The organism is Streptomyces sp. NPDC056296 (genome assembly GCF_042268605.1).
GTDB lineage: Bacteria > Actinomycetota > Actinomycetes > Streptomycetales > Streptomycetaceae > Streptomyces.
In genome coordinates this window covers 68,331-85,311 of sequence record NZ_JBHJRX010000025.1, presented here as the reverse complement: position 1 = coordinate 85,311, position 16,981 = coordinate 68,331, and the positions used below count along the sequence as shown (strand labels likewise).

Here is a 16,981-nt window from a genome sequence, read left to right as displayed (position 1 = left end):
CCCGTCCGGCCCCCGCCGCCGCCCACGCGAGCCCCCGGCCGCGTCCGCGCCCCCCCCGGCGGTCAGCCGCGCCTGCCGTCAGCCGCGCCTGCGGCGGGCCAGGGCCAGGGAGCCGCCGCCCGCCAGGACCAGGGCGGCGGCGCCTGCGGCGATGTACGGGGTCGCCGAGCTGCCGCCCGTTTCGGCCAGGTCCGCTTCGGCGCGGGAGCCCTGGGCCTTCACGTCGGCCGCCGGTTCGGCGTCCTGCTCGGTGTCCTGTTGCGCGGGGGGCTCCTCGGCCTTGGCCGGCGGCTCCTCGGCCTCGGCCGCCGGGGCCGCCGGGGACTCGCAGGTCGCCTTCGCCAGGGTCAGGGTGCCGTCGACCTCGGCGACGTTCAGGTCGAGGGGGTTGATGGACACCTTGAGTTCGAGCGCGGTGGCGGCGGCCGTACGGGACGTGGTCTGCGTCCTGGAGAGGTCGAGCCGTACCTCGCCGACGCCGGGCACCTTCACCTCCGTCGTCCCGCCGGTGGTCAGCGTGACCTTCTTGCCGAGGACCGTCACCGCGCCCAGCAGGTTCGCGTCGGCGACCGGCTTCTTCCCGGCCTCGCAGGTCGCCACGGAGGTGACCTGCTCGACCTCGACCACCGACAGCAGCGGCAGACCGGGGACGTGGAGCCTGGCACGGGCCAGGTTGGTGTATCCCTCGCTCTTCGCCGCGGTCGCCGTCGCCTTGGCCTCGGCCACGTCGGCGCGCAGGACGCTGAAGGGCTTGCCGCCGTCGACGCCGTCCAGCCGTGCGGTCAGCGCGGTCTTCTGGGCGGTCTCGGGCGCGTGCACCTCGTTGAGGGTGACCGCGAGCGGGACGTTCACGGTCTTGTTGAGCAGGGACACGTCGAGCCCGGTGCGCAGGACGGTGGCGCTCGCGCGGCCGTGGTCGCCGGTCGTGTGGGCGGTGCCCGCGCCGGCCAGCACGGCGGGACCGGCGGCCAGGGCCGTGGCCGCCGCGACGGTGACGAGGCGGCGTGCGGGCATGCGGAAGGTGTTGCCGTTCAAGGTGGTGGGACCCCCAGTGAGACATGCGTGCGGGACACGCATGAGCGACATGCTTGGGACCCGGAAAGAATGTCCCCGCGCACGCCGAACCGTCAGCGATCCCGGGGCACTTCACCCCTTCGTGGGGTTTCCGCGTGCCTATTCGATTCCCCGGGCACGGGTGTTCCCCGACCTCACCCGCGTCGGCTAACCGACGACCCGCCCGTTCAGCACCACTCGGCGCGGAGCGGTGAGCACGCGCACGTCCGCGCGCGGGTCCTCGTCGAACACCACCAGGTCCGCCGGCGCGCCCTCGTCAAGGCCGGGACGCCCGAGCCAGCTCCGGGCGGCCCAGGTCGTCGCGGCGAGGGCCTCGACGGGCGGGATGCCGGCGGTGACCAGTTCCGCGACCTCCGCCGCCGCCAGGCCGTGGGCCAGGGAGCCGCCCGCGTCGGTGCCGACGAAGACCGGGATGCCGGCGTCGTAGGCGTTGCGCACGGTGTCGTAGCGGCGTTCATGGAGCCGGCGCATATGGGCCGACCAGCGCGGGAACCTGGACTCGCCGCCGTCGGCGAGCGCGGGGAAGGTGGCGATGTTGACGAGGGTCGGCACGATGGCGACGCCCCGCTCGGCGAAGAGCGGAATGGTGTCGTCGGTGAGGCCCGTGGCGTGCTCGACGCAGTCGATGCCGGCCTCGACCAGGTCGCGCAGGGAGTCCTCGGCGAAGCAGTGCGCGGTGACGCGGGCGCCGAGCCGGTGGGCCTGAGCGATAGCGGCCTCGACGGCGCCGCGCGGCCAGCACGCGGACAGGTCGCCGAGGTCGCGGTCGATCCAGTCGCCGACCAGCTTCACCCAGCCGTCGCCGCGCCGGGCCTCCTGGGCGACGTAGGCGACGAGGTCCTCGGGCTCGACCTCCCAGGCGTAGTTGCGGATGTAGCGGCGGGTGCGCGCGATGTGCCGGCCGGCGCGGATGATCTTCGGGAGGTCCTCGCGGTCGTCGATCCAGCGGGTGTCGGAGGGGGAGCCCGCGTCGCGGATGAGGAGGGTGCCCGCCTCGCGGTCGGTCAGCGCCTGCTTCTCGGCGACGTCCTCGGGAACGGCCCCGTGCTGGTCGAGGCCGACGTGGCAGTGCGCGTCGACCAGGCCGGGCAGCGCCCAGCCCTCGACGGTGCGGACGTCGGCGGCCCCGGCGGGGCGGTCGTACGAGACCCGGCCGTCGATCACCCACAGCTCGTCGCGGACGTCCTCGTCCCGCGGTCCGACGAGTACCCGACCCTTCACGTGCAGCACCGTGCGATCGCTCATGCCCGCACCTTAGACCGGGCTCCGGCGGTGTTCGAAGGCCCGGTCTACCGGCCGTCGTCCCGTGCTGTCGCGCGGGCGCGGAACTCGGTCGTGTACCCGGCCGCGACGGCGCCCGCCACGGCCGTCAGGGCCAGGACGGCGACGCCGGGGTTGACGTAGCCGGGGACGTTGTCGGAGTCGTAGCCGTCGCCGTCGGCGGTCTCGCAGCGGAAGCGGAGGGGCAGGTAGGAAGTCGAGTAGTCGACGATCCGGGCGGACAGCTCCGGGTGCTCGCTCGTACGGCAGGGCCGCAACGGCGCCGATCCCGTGCCGCCGTCCTCCGCCTCCATGACCGCGAACGCCACACACAGCGCGCCCCAGACGTACAGCAGGGCGGCCGCCGTCCCCGCGCACCCCGCCAGTACGCGGAACCCCCCGCCGGGGCGGGCGGGCGCTGAAGCGGCAGCGGCCGCCCCGGGGGCAGGGCTCACGTACGCGCCGGGGCGGCGGGCGAGGACGACGGCGGTCACGACCGCCACGAGGACGAGCAGCAGGAGAGCGGACACGGGCCCGAGTCCACCAGGCGGACGATCATCACCGCTGTGGCGGAAGCCACAATTCCGGGCGTGGGGGTGTCGCAACGGATGCCCTCCGGCGCGAGTGGCGCCAGGGGCCGTGGTTACTCTCGACTCCGTACGTGTCGTACACCTGCCCGTGAGCGAAGAGAGCAGCACAGTGACCCACCCCTTCCTGGACCTCGCCCCGCTGAGCGCCGGCCGTTTCGCCGCGATCGAGGACCGGGTCGCGCGCCTGCTCGGCACCGGCCAGGACGTCGTGATCATGCAGGGCGAGGCGCTGCTGCCGCTGGAGGGCGCGATCCGCGCCGCCGCCGGGCCGGGCACCGTGGCGCTGAACGTCGTCACGGGGCCGTACGGGCAGACCTTCGGGAACTGGCTGCGGGACTGCGGCGCGACCGTGCACGACCTCTCCGTGCCGTTCCACACGGCCGTGTCCGCCGAGCAGGTCCGCCAGGCCTTCACCGAGCACCCGGAGATCGACTTCGTGTCCCTGGTGCACGCCGAGGCGGCGACCGGGAACACCAACCCGGTCGCGGAGATCGGCGAGGTGGTCCGGGCCCACGGCGCGCTGTTCTACCTGGACGCCGTGGCCTCCGTGGGCGCCGAGCCGGTGCTGCCGCAGGAGTGGGGCGTGGACCTGTGCGTGATCGGCGCGCAGAAGGCGATGGGCGGTCCGGCCGGCGTGTCGGCGGTGTCGGTGAGCGAGCGGGCGTGGGCGCGGATGGCCGCGAACCCCGGGGCGCCGCGCCGGTCGTACCTGTCGCTGCTGGACTGGAAGGAGCGCTGGATCGACGGTGGGCGCAAGGCGCTGCTGCACGCGCCGGCGCAGCTGGAGATGCTCGCGCTGGAGGCGTGCGTGGAGCGCATCGAGGCGGAGGGCCTCGGGACGGTGATGGCGCGGCACGCCTCGGCTGCGGCGGCCACGCGGGCCGGCGCGCTCGCACTGGGCGGCGGCCTGGAGCCGTACGTGTACAAGGCCGGGAACGCGGCGCCGGTCGCGACGACGCTGCGGGCGCCGTCGGACGTCGACGCGTCCGAGCTGGTGGCCCGGGCCCTGGAGTCCGACCCGGCGCTGCCGCTGGCCGCGGGCGGGGGCGCGCTGGCCGCGGAGATGATCCGCGTCAACCACTACGGTCCGGACGCGACGCGCGGGGCCGTGCAGGGCTGTCTGGCGGCACTGGGTGCCGCGCTGGCCGAGAGGGGACTGAAGGCCGATCCGGAGGCGGCTCGGCGGGCCGTCGAGGACGCCTGGGACCGGCCGGGCGGACCCGACCTTTCGGAAGCATGAATTCAGCGGAATTCCCGAAGCTCACACAAACAGAATTAAGTAATTACGCTCAGCACAGCTTCCCGTATTCTTCTGCCCGCTTTCCCGGGACCTAAACACAAAGATTTCACGAACCTCGATCCTCGCATTTCGGGCACGCCTCGCACGGGTTACGCGATTGTGACCCGATACACATGCCGCCCGTTTTGCGGCCTATGATCAGGTCAAACTCCGACATACCGCCGCCAACTCGCGCGGAAGCACGCGCCCGCGTGATAACACATGGCGCGCCCATACGTAACCCCATCCGGCGATGCAATTTTGAATTTCGCTGGGTAAATTCAATTTGCATGACTGCCGCGCAAGCAGACCTGCAAATCGACCGTCCGAGAGTGGCCGACGGGGCCGCTCTGTGGCGGATAGCGAGGGATTCCGAGGTCCTGGACCTGAACTCGTCCTACAGCTATCTGCTCTGGTGCCGGGACTTCGCCGCCACGTCGGCCGTCGCCCGCGACGGGCACGGTGTGCCGGTCGGCTTCGTCACCGGCTACACACGGCCGGACCGGCCGGACACCCTGCTCGTGTGGCAGGTGGCGGTGGACCATGCGTACCGTGGACGGAGGCTCGCGGCTCTCCTGCTCGACGGGCTGGCCGCCCGGACCGTCGCGGAACGCGGGATCACCACCGTGGAGACCACCATCTCACCCGACAACACCGCGTCCCAGCGACTGTTCACCTCGTTCGCCGAGCGGCACGGCGCCCGACTGGAGCGCGAGGTGCTGTTCGACACGGAGCTGTTCCCCGACGGCCCGCACGAGCCCGAGGTCCTGTACCGCATCGGCCCCCTGACCGCAGCCGGCCGCTGACGCCCGGCTCCCAGGCGGTCCGGCCACCCCGGACCGTCCGGCTCCCCGAGACTTCCCGGCCGGGACCGCACCGGTTCCGCCGGATCCGTACGACCTTCCTCTCCCACCCTCACCCAACGAGGAGCGATTCGTCGTGACCATCACCCAGCCCGACCTCAGCGTCTTCGAGACCGTCGAGTCCGAGGTGCGCAGCTACTGCCGCGGCTGGCCCACCGTCTTCGACCGCGCGCTCGGCAGCCGCATGTACGACGAGGACGGCCACGAGTACCTCGACTTCTTCGCCGGAGCGGGTTCGCTCAACTACGGGCACAACAACGCCGTGCTGAAACGCGCGCTGATCGACTACCTGGAGCGGGACGGCGTCACGCACGGTCTCGACATGTCGACCACCGCCAAGCGCCGCTTCCTGGAGACGTTCCAGAACCTGGTGCTCCGGCCGCGTGACCTGCCGTACAAGGTCATGTTCCCGGGCCCGACGGGCACCAACGCCGTGGAGTCCGCGCTGAAGCTGGCGCGGAAGGTGAAGGGGCGCGAGTCGATCGTGTCGTTCACCAACGCCTTCCACGGCATGTCGCTCGGCTCGCTCGCCGTGACCGGCAACGCCTTCAAGCGGGCCGGCGCCGGCATCCCGCTGGTGCACGGCACGCCCATGCCGTTCGACAACTACTTCGACGGCACCGTCGAGGACTTCATCTGGTTCGAGCGGCTGCTCGAGGACCAGGGCTCCGGCCTCAACAAGCCGGCCGCCGTGATCGTCGAGACCGTGCAGGGCGAGGGCGGCATCAACGTCGCCCGGGCCGAGTGGCTGCGTGCCCTGGCCGACCTGTGCGAGCGCCAGGACATGCTGCTCATCGTCGACGACATCCAGATGGGCTGCGGCCGTACCGGCGCCTTCTTCTCCTTCGAGGAGGCGGGCATCACGCCGGACATCGTCACCGTCTCCAAGTCGATCAGCGGCTACGGCATGCCCATGGCGCTGACCCTCTTCAAGCCGGAGCTGGACGTCTGGGAGCCGGGCGAGCACAACGGCACCTTCCGCGGCAACAACCCCGCCTTCGTCACGGCGACCGCCACGCTGGAGGCGTACTGGGCCGACGGCTCGGCGATGGAGAAGCAGACCCGCGCCCGCGGCGAGCAGGTCGAGCAGCACATGATCGCCATCACCGAGGAGAACCTCGCCGACGTCAAGGAGTACCGCGGCCGCGGCCTGGTCTGGGGCCTGGAGTTCCACGACAAGGGCCGTGCGGGCCGGATCGCCAAGCGCGCCTTCGAGCTCGGGCTGCTCATCGAGACGTCCGGACCCGAGAGCGAGGTCGTCAAGCTGCTCCCGGCGCTCACCATCACGCCCGACGAGCTGGACGAGGGCATGAAGACCCTCGCGCGGGCCGTGCGCGAGACCGCCTGACACCACCACTGCTTCCGGCGCCTTCGGCCCGTGCGGCCGAAGGCGCCGGGGACCATTGCACACCCTTCACCTAGGAGGCATCGCAACACCGTGATCGTCCGTTCGTTCAAGGAGATCGAAGGCACCGACCGGCACGTGAAGTCGGCGTCCGGCACCTGGGAGAGCAAGCGCATCGTCCTCGCGAAGGAGAAGGTCGGCTTCTCCGTCCACGAGACGATTCTGTACGCGGGTACGGAGACGTCCATGTGGTACGCGAACCACATCGAGGCCGTCGTCTGCACCAAGGGCGAAGCCGAGTTGACCGACCGCGAGACGGGGAAGACGTACACCATCACGCCGGGCACGATGTACCTCCTCGACGGCCACGAGCGGCACACGCTCAAGGTCAAGGAGGACTTCCACTGCCTCTGCGTCTTCAACCCGCCCGTGACCGGACGGGAGGATCACGACGAGAACGGCGTCTACCCGCTGCTCACCGAGGAGGTGTGAGTCACCGTGACCATCACGACCACGAACGTCACCGATCTCTATCCCACCCGCGGCGCCACCGAGGTGGCGACTCCCCGGCAGGACCCGGTCGTCTGGGGCTCCCCGGACACGCCCGGTCCCGTCTCGGCCGGTGACCTGCAGTCCCTGGACCGCGACGGCTTCCTCGCCATCGACCAGCTCATCGGACCGGACGAGGTCGAGGTCTACGCGCGTGAGCTGGAGCGGCTCACCACCGACCCGGCCATCCGCGCGGACGAGCGCTCGATCGTGGAGCCGCAGTCCAAGGAGATCCGCTCGGTCTTCGAGGTGCACAAGATCAGCGAGGTGTTCGCGAAGCTGGTTCGCGACGAGCGGGTGGTCGGCCGGGCCCGGCAGATCCTCGGCTCGGACGTCTACGTCCACCAGTCGCGGATCAACGTCAAGCCGGGATTCGGGGCCAGCGGCTTCTACTGGCACTCGGACTTCGAGACCTGGCACGCCGAGGACGGCCTGCCGAACATGCGGACGATCTCGGTCTCGATCGCGCTCACCGAGAACTTCGACACCAACGGCGGTCTGATGATCATGCCGGGGTCGCACAAGACGTTCCTCGGGTGCGCGGGGGCCACGCCGAAGGACAACTACAAGAAGTCCCTGATGATGCAGGACGCGGGGACGCCGTCCGACGAGGGCCTGACGAAGATGGCCTCGGAGTACGGCATCAAGCTGTTCACCGGCAAGGCCGGCTCGGCGACCTGGTTCGACTGCAACTGCATGCACGGGTCGGGCGACAACATCACGCCGTTCCCGCGCAGCAACGTGTTCATCGTGTTCAACAGCGTGGAGAACACGGCGGTCGAGCCGTTCGCGGCACCGATCCGGCGGCCGGAGTTCATCGGCGCGCGGGACTTCACTCCGGTGAAGTGACCCGCATCTGATCCCGGGCAGGGGCCTTTTCGTGTGGGACGGGAGGCCCCTGCCCGATGCCGTCCCGGGCCGTCTCAGCCCGCCAGCACGTCCAGCAACCGGTCGACGTCCGCCGCGGTGTTGTAGACGTGGAACGCGGCCCGCAGATTGCCCGCCCGGTCGGAGACCTGCACGCCGGCCCGGCCCAGCTCGCCCTGCCGGTGGCCCAGTCCGGGCACCGCCACGATCGCGGAACCCGGCGCGGGCACCGGCTCGTGGCCGAGCGAGCGCACCCCCTGCCGGAACCGGTCGGCGAGGGCGGTGTCGTGGGCGTGCACGGCGTCCACGCCCAGCTCCTCGATCAGGGCCAGGGAGTGCCGGGCCCCGGTGTAGGAGAAGAGGGCCGGGCTCTCGTCGAAGCGCCGTGCGGAGTGCGCGAGTTCCTCGACGGGCCCGTAGCAGCTGTCCCAGGGACGCTCGCCCGACGCCCACCCGGCGAACAGCGGCGTGAGTCCGGCCGCCTCCCCCAGGTCCTCCGGTACGACGAGGAAGGCGACGCCCCGGGGGCACAGCACCCACTTGTAGGCCACGGCGGCCACGTAGTCGAAGTCGTCGGCGGCCAGCGGCAGCCACCCGTTGGACTGGGAGGCGTCGACCAGCGTCCGCGCGCCGTGCGCCCGGGCGGCGTCCCGCAGCGCCGCGAGGTCGGCGATCCGCCCGTCGGCGGACTGGACGGCGCTGACCGCGACGAGCGCGGTGTCCGGGCCCACCGACTCGGCGATCCGCTCCAGCGGCACGCTGCGCACCTTCAGGTCACCGCGCGTGTGCAGCGGGTTCACCAGGGAGCTGAAGTCGGCCTCAGCGGTGAGGACTTCGGCACCCGCGGGCAGCGAGGCGGCGACGAGCCCGCTGAACGTGGCGACCGAGGCGCCGGCCGCGACCCGGGTGGCGGGCACCCCCACGAGCCGGGCGAAGGCGGACCTGCACGCCTCGACGTCCGCGAACATGTCGAGCGGCTGTCCCTCCGCCGCGGACGCCGCCGCGTCACGCATCGCGACGAGGGTCCGGGCGGGAAGCAGGCCGGTGCCGGCGGTGTTCAGGTACGTGGTCTTCGGGGCGAACTCGGTACGGACGAGGTTCTCGAAGCTCTCCATGGCACCATCGTGCGGCCCGGCGACCTCCCCGTCCATTACGTATTTCTACGCGGTTCCTCCAAGCATCGCTTATGCGAGCCTTCCCGCCTGCGGTTTCAGTTCCGGGGCACCGCGCACCCGTCCGGGCCGCACGCCTCGGCACCCCCGTCGTCGACCAGCTTCAGCGGCGTGCGCTCGCCCCACGCCCGGGTCAGCGCCTGGGCGAAGACCTCGGCGGGCTGGGCGCCGGAGACGCCGTACGCCCGGTCGAGCACGAAGAACGGCACGCCCGTGGCCCCGAGCCGCGCGGCCTCGTCCTCGTCGGCACGCACCTCGTCGCCGTAGGCGGTGGGATCGGCGAGCACCTCGCGGGCGGTGTCCGCGTCCAGGCCGGCGGCGACGGCCAGCTCCACGAGCCGCTCGTCGTCGTTGAAGACGGAGCGCTCGTCGGCGAAGTTGGCCCGGTAGAGCGCGTCCAGCAGCGCCTCCTGCCGGTCCCGCTCCTTGGCGAGGTGCAGCAGCCGGTGCATGTCGAAGGTGCTGCCGTGGTCGCGGCCCCGGGTGCGGTAGTCCAGTCCCTCGGCGGCGGCCTGCGTGCCGAGATTGTCCTCACCGGCGTGCGCCTGCGCCTCGCTCATGCCGTACTTGGCGGTGAGCATCGTCAGCACGGGCTGGACGTCGTCCTTGGCCCGCCCGGGGTCCAGCTCGAACGACCGGTGGACCACCTCGACGCCGTCACGGTGCGGGAAGGCCGCCAGCGCCTTCTCGAAGCGGGCCTTTCCCACGTAGCACCACGGGCAGGCGATGTCGCTCCAGATCTCGACGCGCATGTCTCGGCTCTTCTCCAGGTCGTACGGGTTGCGGAGGCCTTCCCCGCCCCGTACGTGAACCTTCAACCAGTCGGTCTCATTCCCCGGGCACGCCGAAGCGCAGGAACAGGTGGTGGTCGCCCTCCGCCGGCGGGTTCTCCGGGTCGGGGACCCAGCCCCGGCGGTCGTAGAAGGCCTGGGCGCGCTTGTTGTCGACGTGCACGTCCAGGACGGCCGTCCGCCTGCCGTCGGCCCGCCACTGTTCGACGCAGGCCGTGTGCAGGGCGGTGCCGATGCCGGAACGCCAGTGGGCGGGATCGACGTGGAACTGGAACAGCTTGACCTGGTCCGCCGGGCCGCCCTCCGGGACCCGGAAGGAGGCGATGCCGACGAGGCTTCCCCGCTGCACGGCGCACAGCACGTGCCCGTCGGCCCGCCCGGCGGCCCCGCGCCAAGCGGCGACCCAGTCGAAACCGTCATCGGGGAGCCCGTCCGGGTAGTACGTCGCCCGGGCCCGGGCGTGCAGGGCGGCCACGGTCTCCGCCTCGGCGGGCAGGACGGTACGGATCACCCGGCTTCCGGTCACACGTTCGTCGATCATGCAACGCAGGACGCGGGAGCCGGGCCTTCCGGTTGCGTCAGACGCCGTCGCGCAGGCCAGGCCGGCCGGAACTGCAGGTGGTCGTACGTCACCACGCACCGTTCCTGTGGACTGAGCGGGAGTGAGCCCGTTCAGCCGCACGCCCCGAACGGTCTTGGGCGCACTGGTCCCCGGCGTACTCAACCCCAGGGCGGCGACACGGATCCTGTCCGTGGTCCGGTCCCGGGAGGCCAGTTCCCTCACGACCTGGCCAACTGGGCAACGGCCAGAGGCGGCGGGGAGGCCCCGAACCATCACTCCGGTGGAGCGGGGGCCCCGCACACTGGCGCCGTACCCGGCGTCCCAGATCGCACGCTCACCGTAGCCCGCACGGCCCGGACCACCACAAGCCCGGAAGCCGACGATCACACGATCGAGTTAAAGCACCCTCACGTACGCTCCCCGGCGAACAGCGGCGAACCCTCCCTCGTCGGCGCCTGATCCAGGAAGCCGAGCAGGGCCGCCGGCCTCCTTCCCATCCCCCAGGGTGAACAGCCGGACGAAGGTCCAGCGCTCGCCGCCGAGGGAAGCAGAGGTCAGTGTTCGAGATCCATGTCCCTACCGCTCCAGAACCCCGTTGAACCGACGGGGCAGCCCCAGCGGATTCCCGTCCCGCAGCTCCGCGGGAAGCAACGCCTCCGGTGTGTTCTGGTACGCGACCGGCCGCAGCCACCGTTCGATCGCGGTACCGCCCACCGACGTGGACGTCGAGGTCGTGGCCGGGTACGGCCCCCCGTGCTGCTGAGCCGCGGCAACCGCGACCCCCGTCGGCCAGCCGTTCACCAGCACCCGCCCCGCGAGCGGCGTCAGCTCCGCGAGAATCTCCGCCCCGCGCCCCTGACCCGCCGCCTCCTCGGCGGACAGCTGAACCGTCGCCGTGAGGTTTCCCGGCAGCCGCGACAGCACCCCCCGCACCTCGGCCTCGTCCTCGTAGCGGGCCACCACGGTGACCGGCCCGAAGCACTCCTCCAGGAGCAGGTCGTGCTCGCCCTCCGCCGCCAGCCGCCCGGCCGGCACCGTGAGGAACCCGGCGGCGACGGTGTGCTCGCCGCCCGCGCCCGGCGTCACCGGGGAGTCCACGTCGGGCAGCGCGGCGCGCTCGGTGACGCCGGCGACGAAGTTGTCCCGCATGCGGTGGTCGAGCAGCACGCCGGCGTCGGTGTCGCTGACCGCGTCCGTGAGGGACTTGACCAGGCCGTCGCCGGCGGCGCCCGACGGCACCAGGACCAGGCCGGGCTTCACGCAGAACTGGCCGACGCCCAGGGTCATCGAACCGGCCAGCCCCGCGCCGATCGCCTCCGCCCGCTCGGTGGCCGCCGCTTCCGTGACGACGACCGGGTTCAGCGAGCCCAGTTCGCCGTGGAAGGGGATCGGGACGGGACGCGCCGCCGCCGCGTCGAACAGCGCGCGGCCACCGCGCACGGACCCGGTGAAGCCGGCCGCCGCGACCAGCGGGTGCCCGATCAGTTCGACGCCGGCCTCGAAGCCGTGCACCAGGCCGACGACGCCGTCCGGGACGTCGTGCCGGGCTGCGGCCCGGCGCAGCACCTTGGCGACCAGCTCGGACAGGGCCGGGTGGTCGGGGTGGGCCTTGACGACGACGGGGCAGCCGGCCGCGAGGGCGCTCGCCGTGTCGCCGCCGGGGACGGAGAAGGCGAAGGGGAAGTTGGAGGCCGAGTAGACGGCGACGACGCCGAGGGGCACCTTGTAGCGGCGCAGGTCCGGGATGGGCGGGGTCGCGGTGTCGTCGGGGTGGTTGACGACGACACCGAGGAACTCGCCCTCGTCGACGATGTCGGCGAAGGCCCGCAGCTGGTAGCAGGTCCGGGCGAGTTCGCCGGTGAGCCGGACCGGGCCGAGCGCGGTCTCCGCGTCGGCCGCCTCGACGAGGGTGCTCTCGGCCGCCTTCAGCTCGTCGGCGGCGGTACGCAGGAAAGCCGCGCGGACACTCCGGTCGGCGAGGGCGTCCCGGGCGGCGTGCGCGGCGCGGACGGCGGCGTCCACCTCCTGGGCGGTGGCTTCCACCGCGACCTGTTCACGCTGCTTCCCGGTACGGGGGTCGACACTCCAGACTGGTGCTGCTGCCACCGCGGGTCCCTTCACGTGCTGTACGTGGAACTCGTTCGATATACTGAACGCTGTCTCTACTGATGAATATGCTGTCGGAGACTATATCTTCAGCTTCTCGTCGAACGAAGGGGTCAAGGGCGATGTCGGCAGTCGAGACGGGGGGCGGAGCGCAGGTCAAGTCCGCGGTGCGGACGGTTGAACTGCTCGAGTACTTCGCCGGACGCCCCGGTATGCATTCCCTCGCGTCGGTCCAGGAGGCCGTCGGCTATCCCAAGTCCAGTCTCTACATGCTGCTGCGCACCCTGGTGGAGCTGGGCTGGGTGGAGACGGACGCGACCGGCACGCGGTACGGCATCGGCGTACGGGCGCTGCTGGTCGGCACGTCGTACATCGACGGCGACGAGGTGGTCGCGGCGGCGCGGCCGACGCTGGACCGGCTGTCCGACGACACGACCGAGACCATCCACCTCGCGCGGCTGGACGGCACGAACGTCGTCTACCTCGCCACCCGCCAGTCGCAGCACTACCTGCGGCCGTTCACCCGGGTCGGCCGCCGGCTGCCCGCGCACTCGACGTCGCTGGGCAAGGCGCTGCTGAGCACGTACACCGACGAGCAGGTCCGCAAGCTGCTCCCGGACACGCTGCCCGCGCTGACCGAGCACACGATCACCGACCGGGAGAAGCTCATCGAGGAGCTGCACCAGGTGCGGGAGCAGGGCTTCGCCGTGGACCGCGAGGAGAACACGCTGGGGCTGCGCTGCTTCGGCGTGGCGGTCCCCTACCGCACCCCCGCGCGGGACGCGATCAGCTGCTCGGTGCCGGTGGCGCGGCTGACGCCCGCGCACGAGCAGATGGTGAAGGACGCGCTGTTCGACGCACGGGACCGACTGACACTGGCCACGCGTAGGCTCTGATCCATGCATATCGCTCTGCGCGAGGTTCACGACAGTGATCTGCCTGTCTTCTTCCGGCAGATGAACGACCCGGAGGCCCTGCGCATGGCGGCCTTCACCCCCAAGGATCCGGCGGACTGGGATGCCTTCGAGGCCCACTGGAGAAAGATCCGGGCCTCGGTCGACGTCGTCCGGACGATCCTCGGCGACGGTGACGTCATCGGCAGCGCGGCGGTGTACGGGGAGCCGGGCGAACGCGAGGTGACGTACTGGGTGGACCGGGCCTACTGGGGCCGGGGCGTGGCCACGGCGGCGCTGCGCGTGTTGCTGGCAGAAGTGCCGGACCGTCCGCTGTACGCGCGGGCGGCGGCGGACAACACCGGTTCGCTGCGTGTCCTGGAGAAGTGCGGCTTCGAAGAGAGCGCCCACGCCCGGGGGTTCGCCCCCGCCCGGGGCGAGGAGATCGACGAGGTCGTCCTCCACCTCGCGGGCTGACCGGCTCCGCCGCGCGGCGGAGGCGGATCGTCGGTGCGCAGGAGGTGCCCGGGGTGTCCGCGCGGGAGCGTGGTGGCATGACGCAGACGCTCGCATCCACACCCTCCCCGGCCGCCGCCACTTTCCCCGGACTCGCCCGGACCCGCCGGCTGCTGCGGGCGGTCGCGGTCCTCGCCTGTCTGCCGTATCTCGCGCTCAAGGTCGCCTGGATCGCGGGGAGTCGGGTCGGCATCCCCGAAGGCAGCGTCCTGCTGGACCACCGGGTCACCATGGTCCTGGCCAACGGGCTCACCCTGCTGCTGGACAGCTGTCTGATCGTGCTGGCGCTGATGCTGACCCGGCCGTGGGGCCTGCGGGTGCCCGCGTGGCCGCTGGCGTTCCCGGTGTGGGTCGCCGGGGGGCTGCTCGCGCCGATCATGGCGGGGTTCCCGCTGCAGCTCCTCACCCGGGCGTTCGGCGGCGACACCGCGACGGCGTCCGGCACGGGACGCGATGCCTTCCTCCACCCGTGGGTGTTCGTGGTCGTGTACACCGGGTTCATCGTGCAGGGGCTCGCCCTCGGGGCGCTGTTCGTGCTCTACGCACGTGACCGCTGGGGGCATCTGTGGCGCGGGCGGGTGTGGGAGCTGCCGACCGGCGTCGTCCGGGCGCCGTACCAGGCCGTCGCTCTCGCCGCGGCGGTCCTCGCGTCGTTCCCGCTCGCCGTCCGGCTGTACTGGGCGTGCGGCGGCACGGCGGGGCTCGGGGCCGGGGACCGCACCGGTGACTTCCGCGCGCTGGAGGGCATGCACGTCGCCTTCCTTCTCGCGGCCGTCGTCGGCACCCTGCTGCTCGCCTTCCGCCGCGCCCGCGTCCTGCCGGTCACGGTGCCCCTCGCTTCGGCCTGGGTCTGTTCCGGCGCCGCGGCCTGCTGGGGCGGCTGGCTGCTGCTCGCCGCGCTGATGCCGGCCGACGATCCCACCGACCGCCCGGCACCGCTGATGATGCTCGCCTACGCTGGCCAGATGACCGTCGGCCTTCTCCTCGCCTCAGTCGGCGCCCACTTCCTCGCCCGGCGGTCGGCCACGGCCCGCAGGCTGCCGTGACCGCTCTCGCCCGGTTCCTGTTCGGCCGGCGGGCGCGCCTGCGGTGGATCCACCTGATCCTCGGCGGCGCGCTCGCCATGCCGTACGTCCTCGTCGGCTCGGTCGTCGTCGGCCCCGTCGCCGGGGACGCGGACGTCTTCCGCTCCCTGTCCCTGCAACTGGCCTCGTTCGCCTTCGGGTTGCCGCTCGCCGCCGTGACCTCGCTGTTCCCGCTGACCCGTACCCTGGAGTCCGGCGTCGTGCGGTGGCTGTGCGGCGTGGAGGCCGACCGGCTCGCCTACGGGCCCGCCCGGACCAAGGGCGAGAAGGGGCGGACGGCGGCCTGGTTCACGCTGCACCTGGGGACCGGCGGGATCATCGCGGGGATGTCGCTCGCGGTGCCGCCGTTCGCGGCCGCGCTGATCGCGCTGCCCTTCGTACCGGCGCTGCGCGACGAGCGGGCGGGGCTGCCCGGCGTCCTCCACCACACCTGGGCGCTCGCGCTCGCGCCGGTCGCGGGCGTCGCGATGCTGGTCGCGCTCGCCGGATGCGCCGCGGGGTGCGGCGCGCTGCTGGCCCGCTGGGCGCCCGCGCTGCTCGGCCCCTCCCCCGCGGACCGGGTCGCGGCGGCCGAGGCACGCGCCGCCGACCTCGCCGTCCGCAACCGGCTCGCGCGCGAGCTGCACGACTCCGTCGGCCACGCCCTGAGCGCGGTCACCCTCCAGGCGAGCGCGGCCCGCCGGCTCCTGGACACCGACCCGGAGTTCGCCCGCGAGGCGCTCGCCGCGATCGAGGACACCACCCGCCGCACGGTCGGCGAACTCGACGCCGTGCTGGGCGTGCTGCGGGACGGCGACGCGCCCGGCACCGCGCCGGCGCCGACGCTCGCCGCCGACCTCGACGGCCTGCTGCGCCGCACCCGCGCGGGCGGACTGCGGGTGGCGGCCACCGTCGCCACCGACCCGGAGGCGCTTCCGCCGCTGGTCTCCCGCGAGGCGTACCGCATCGTGCAGGAGGGGCTGAGCAACGCGCTCCGGCACGCGGGCGGACAGGTCGCCGTGGCGCTGCGCGTCGACGTGCTGGACGATCACCTGCGGATCACCGTCGAGAACCCCCTCGGCGAGGCCGGCGAGGCAGGTGGCACATCGCGCCGGCCCGGTGGCGGCCACGGACTGCGCGGCATCGCCGACCGGGCCCGTCTGCTGGGCGGCGCGGCCGAGGCGGGCAGCGTCGAGGGGGCGTGGCGGCTCCATGTACGACTGCCGCTGAAGGGAACCGTATGACCCCGCCCGAAGGAGACCGTGAGACTTACTCGGAAGACACCGCGTGACCCGCCCGAAAGACACCGCGTGAACCCGCATGAAAGACACCGCGTGACCCGCCCGAAGGAGACCGTGTGACCCGCCCGCCGATCCGGATCGTCCTGGCCGACGACGAGCGCATGGTCCGCACCGCCCTGCGCGCCATCCTCTCCGCGGAACCCGACCTGGAGGTCGCCGGCGAGGCGGCCACCGGCGCCGAGGCCGTCTCCGTCGTCCGGGAGACCCGGCCGGACGTGGTCCTCATGGACGTCCGCATGCCCGAGGTCGACGGCATCCGCGCCACCGAGCAGATCCTCGCCACCCTCGACGTACCGCCCCGCATCGTGGTCGTGACCACCTTCGAGAACGACTCCTACGTCTACGACGCGCTGCGCGCCGGGGCCGCCGGCTTCCTGCTCAAGCGCGCCGACGCCGACACGCTCGTCCGGGCCGTACGGCTGGTGGCGCACAGCGACACGCTGCTGTTCCCGGCGGCGGTACGGACGCTGGCGGCCGAGCACGCGCGCGCGAACCCCGCCCGGCCGGCCTGGGTGGCGCGGCTCACCGAACGCGAGGGCGAGGTGCTGCGCCTGATGGCGACCGGGCTGACCAACGCGGAGACAGCGCAGCGCATGGGGGTCGGGCCGGCCACGGTGAAGACCCATGTGGCGTCGGTGCTGGCGAAGACCGGCGCCCGGGACCGCACCCAGGCGGTCATCCGGGCCTACGAGGCGGGCTTCATGAACGGAAGATGAGAAATCGGGGCGGACGGAACGATTCGCTCCCGC

The 16,981-nt window shown here is 72.4% G+C and carries 17 protein-coding genes and 1 pseudogene; 10 read left to right on the top strand and 8 right to left on the bottom strand.

Annotation, left to right across the window (positions count from 1 at the left end; all coding sequences use genetic code 11):
* Positions 1 to 78: 78 nt before the first annotated feature.
* The 3 genes from ACFCZF_RS19935 to ACFCZF_RS19925 form a co-directional block, all read right to left on the bottom strand.
* Positions 79 to 1,035 (bottom strand): SCO1860 family LAETG-anchored protein, encoded by a 957-nt coding sequence (locus ACFCZF_RS19935; RefSeq protein ID WP_376672765.1) that lies wholly within the window; start codon positions 1,033 to 1,035, stop codon positions 79 to 81.
* 186 nt (positions 1,036 to 1,221) lie between these two features.
* Complete coding sequence (locus ACFCZF_RS19930; protein ID WP_376672764.1) at positions 1,222 to 2,319, bottom strand: amidohydrolase family protein; 1,098 nt, start codon at positions 2,317 to 2,319, stop codon at positions 1,222 to 1,224.
* A 44-nt stretch (positions 2,320 to 2,363) separates the two neighbouring features.
* Entirely contained in the window at positions 2,364 to 2,864 is a 501-nt protein-coding gene (locus tag ACFCZF_RS19925; protein WP_376672763.1) for a hypothetical protein, read from the bottom strand.
* A 169-nt stretch (positions 2,865 to 3,033) separates the two neighbouring features.
* On the opposite strand from ACFCZF_RS19925, the gene ACFCZF_RS19920 reads away from it, so the two are divergent.
* The 5 genes from ACFCZF_RS19920 (at position 3,034) to thpD (ending at position 7,809) form a co-directional block, all read left to right on the top strand.
* Positions 3,034 to 4,164 (top strand): pyridoxal-phosphate-dependent aminotransferase family protein, encoded by a 1,131-nt coding sequence (locus ACFCZF_RS19920; protein ID WP_376672762.1) that lies wholly within the window; start codon positions 3,034 to 3,036, stop codon positions 4,162 to 4,164.
* Positions 4,165 to 4,493: 329 nt separating this feature from the next.
* A complete protein-coding gene (gene ectA / locus ACFCZF_RS19915; protein ID WP_375920381.1) occupies positions 4,494 to 5,009 on the top strand; it encodes a diaminobutyrate acetyltransferase in 516 nt (171 codons plus the stop codon).
* Between the two features lie 133 nt (positions 5,010 to 5,142).
* A complete protein-coding gene (gene ectB, locus ACFCZF_RS19910) occupies positions 5,143 to 6,414 on the top strand; it encodes a diaminobutyrate--2-oxoglutarate transaminase (RefSeq protein WP_375920384.1) in 1,272 nt (423 codons plus the stop codon).
* A gap of 90 nt (positions 6,415 to 6,504) precedes the next feature.
* On the top strand, positions 6,505 to 6,903 hold the full coding sequence (locus ACFCZF_RS19905) for an ectoine synthase (RefSeq protein WP_375920387.1): 399 nt from the start codon (positions 6,505 to 6,507) through the stop codon (positions 6,901 to 6,903).
* 6 nt (positions 6,904 to 6,909) lie between these two features.
* Entirely contained in the window at positions 6,910 to 7,809 is a 900-nt protein-coding gene (gene thpD, locus ACFCZF_RS19900; protein ID WP_376672761.1) for an ectoine hydroxylase, read from the top strand.
* Between the two features lie 74 nt (positions 7,810 to 7,883).
* On the opposite strand, the gene ACFCZF_RS19895 is transcribed toward thpD, so the two are convergent.
* The 5 genes and pseudogenes from ACFCZF_RS19895 to ACFCZF_RS19875 all read right to left on the bottom strand — a co-directional run bounded on the left by ACFCZF_RS19895 (position 7,884) and on the right by ACFCZF_RS19875 (position 12,458).
* Positions 7,884 to 8,978, bottom strand: coding sequence for an aminotransferase class V-fold PLP-dependent enzyme (locus ACFCZF_RS19895; protein WP_376672760.1), 1,095 nt, complete (start codon positions 8,976 to 8,978; stop codon positions 7,884 to 7,886).
* A gap of 59 nt (positions 8,979 to 9,037) precedes the next feature.
* The gene (locus ACFCZF_RS19890; RefSeq protein WP_376672792.1) at positions 9,038 to 9,751 is read right to left on the bottom strand and encodes a DsbA family oxidoreductase; all 714 of its coding nucleotides are present in this window, start codon (positions 9,749 to 9,751) and stop codon (positions 9,038 to 9,040) included.
* A 76-nt stretch (positions 9,752 to 9,827) separates the two neighbouring features.
* A complete protein-coding gene (locus tag ACFCZF_RS19885) occupies positions 9,828 to 10,331 on the bottom strand; it encodes a GNAT family N-acetyltransferase (protein ID WP_376672759.1) in 504 nt (167 codons plus the stop codon).
* Positions 10,332 to 10,789: 458 nt separating this feature from the next.
* Positions 10,790 to 10,901, bottom strand: a pseudogene (locus ACFCZF_RS19880) (DUF1349 domain-containing protein); the annotation flags it as partial.
* 27 nt (positions 10,902 to 10,928) lie between these two features.
* Positions 10,929 to 12,458 carry an aldehyde dehydrogenase (NADP(+)) gene (locus ACFCZF_RS19875; protein ID WP_376672758.1) on the bottom strand — a complete coding sequence of 510 codons (1,530 nt, stop codon included), beginning with the start codon at positions 12,456 to 12,458 and terminating at the stop codon, positions 10,929 to 10,931.
* A 122-nt stretch (positions 12,459 to 12,580) separates the two neighbouring features.
* Between ACFCZF_RS19875 and ACFCZF_RS19870 the strand changes: the two genes are divergently transcribed.
* The 5 genes from ACFCZF_RS19870 (at position 12,581) to ACFCZF_RS19850 (ending at position 16,948) form a co-directional block, all read left to right on the top strand.
* Entirely contained in the window at positions 12,581 to 13,354 is a 774-nt protein-coding gene (locus tag ACFCZF_RS19870; RefSeq protein ID WP_375920407.1) for an IclR family transcriptional regulator, read from the top strand.
* Positions 13,355 to 13,357: 3 nt separating this feature from the next.
* The gene (locus tag ACFCZF_RS19865; protein ID WP_376672757.1) at positions 13,358 to 13,828 is read left to right on the top strand and encodes a GNAT family N-acetyltransferase; all 471 of its coding nucleotides are present in this window, start codon (positions 13,358 to 13,360) and stop codon (positions 13,826 to 13,828) included.
* A 77-nt stretch (positions 13,829 to 13,905) separates the two neighbouring features.
* Positions 13,906 to 14,913, top strand: a complete 1,008-nt coding sequence (locus tag ACFCZF_RS19860; protein ID WP_376672756.1) for a hypothetical protein — start codon at positions 13,906 to 13,908, stop codon at positions 14,911 to 14,913.
* Entirely contained in the window at positions 14,910 to 16,175 is a 1,266-nt protein-coding gene (locus tag ACFCZF_RS19855; RefSeq protein ID WP_376672755.1) for a sensor histidine kinase, read from the top strand. Before ACFCZF_RS19860 ends, ACFCZF_RS19855 begins: the two co-directional genes overlap by 4 nt.
* Positions 16,176 to 16,288: 113 nt before the next feature.
* Positions 16,289 to 16,948 (top strand): response regulator, encoded by a 660-nt coding sequence (locus ACFCZF_RS19850; RefSeq protein ID WP_376672754.1) that lies wholly within the window; start codon positions 16,289 to 16,291, stop codon positions 16,946 to 16,948.
* Positions 16,949 to 16,981: the final 33 nt, after the last annotated feature.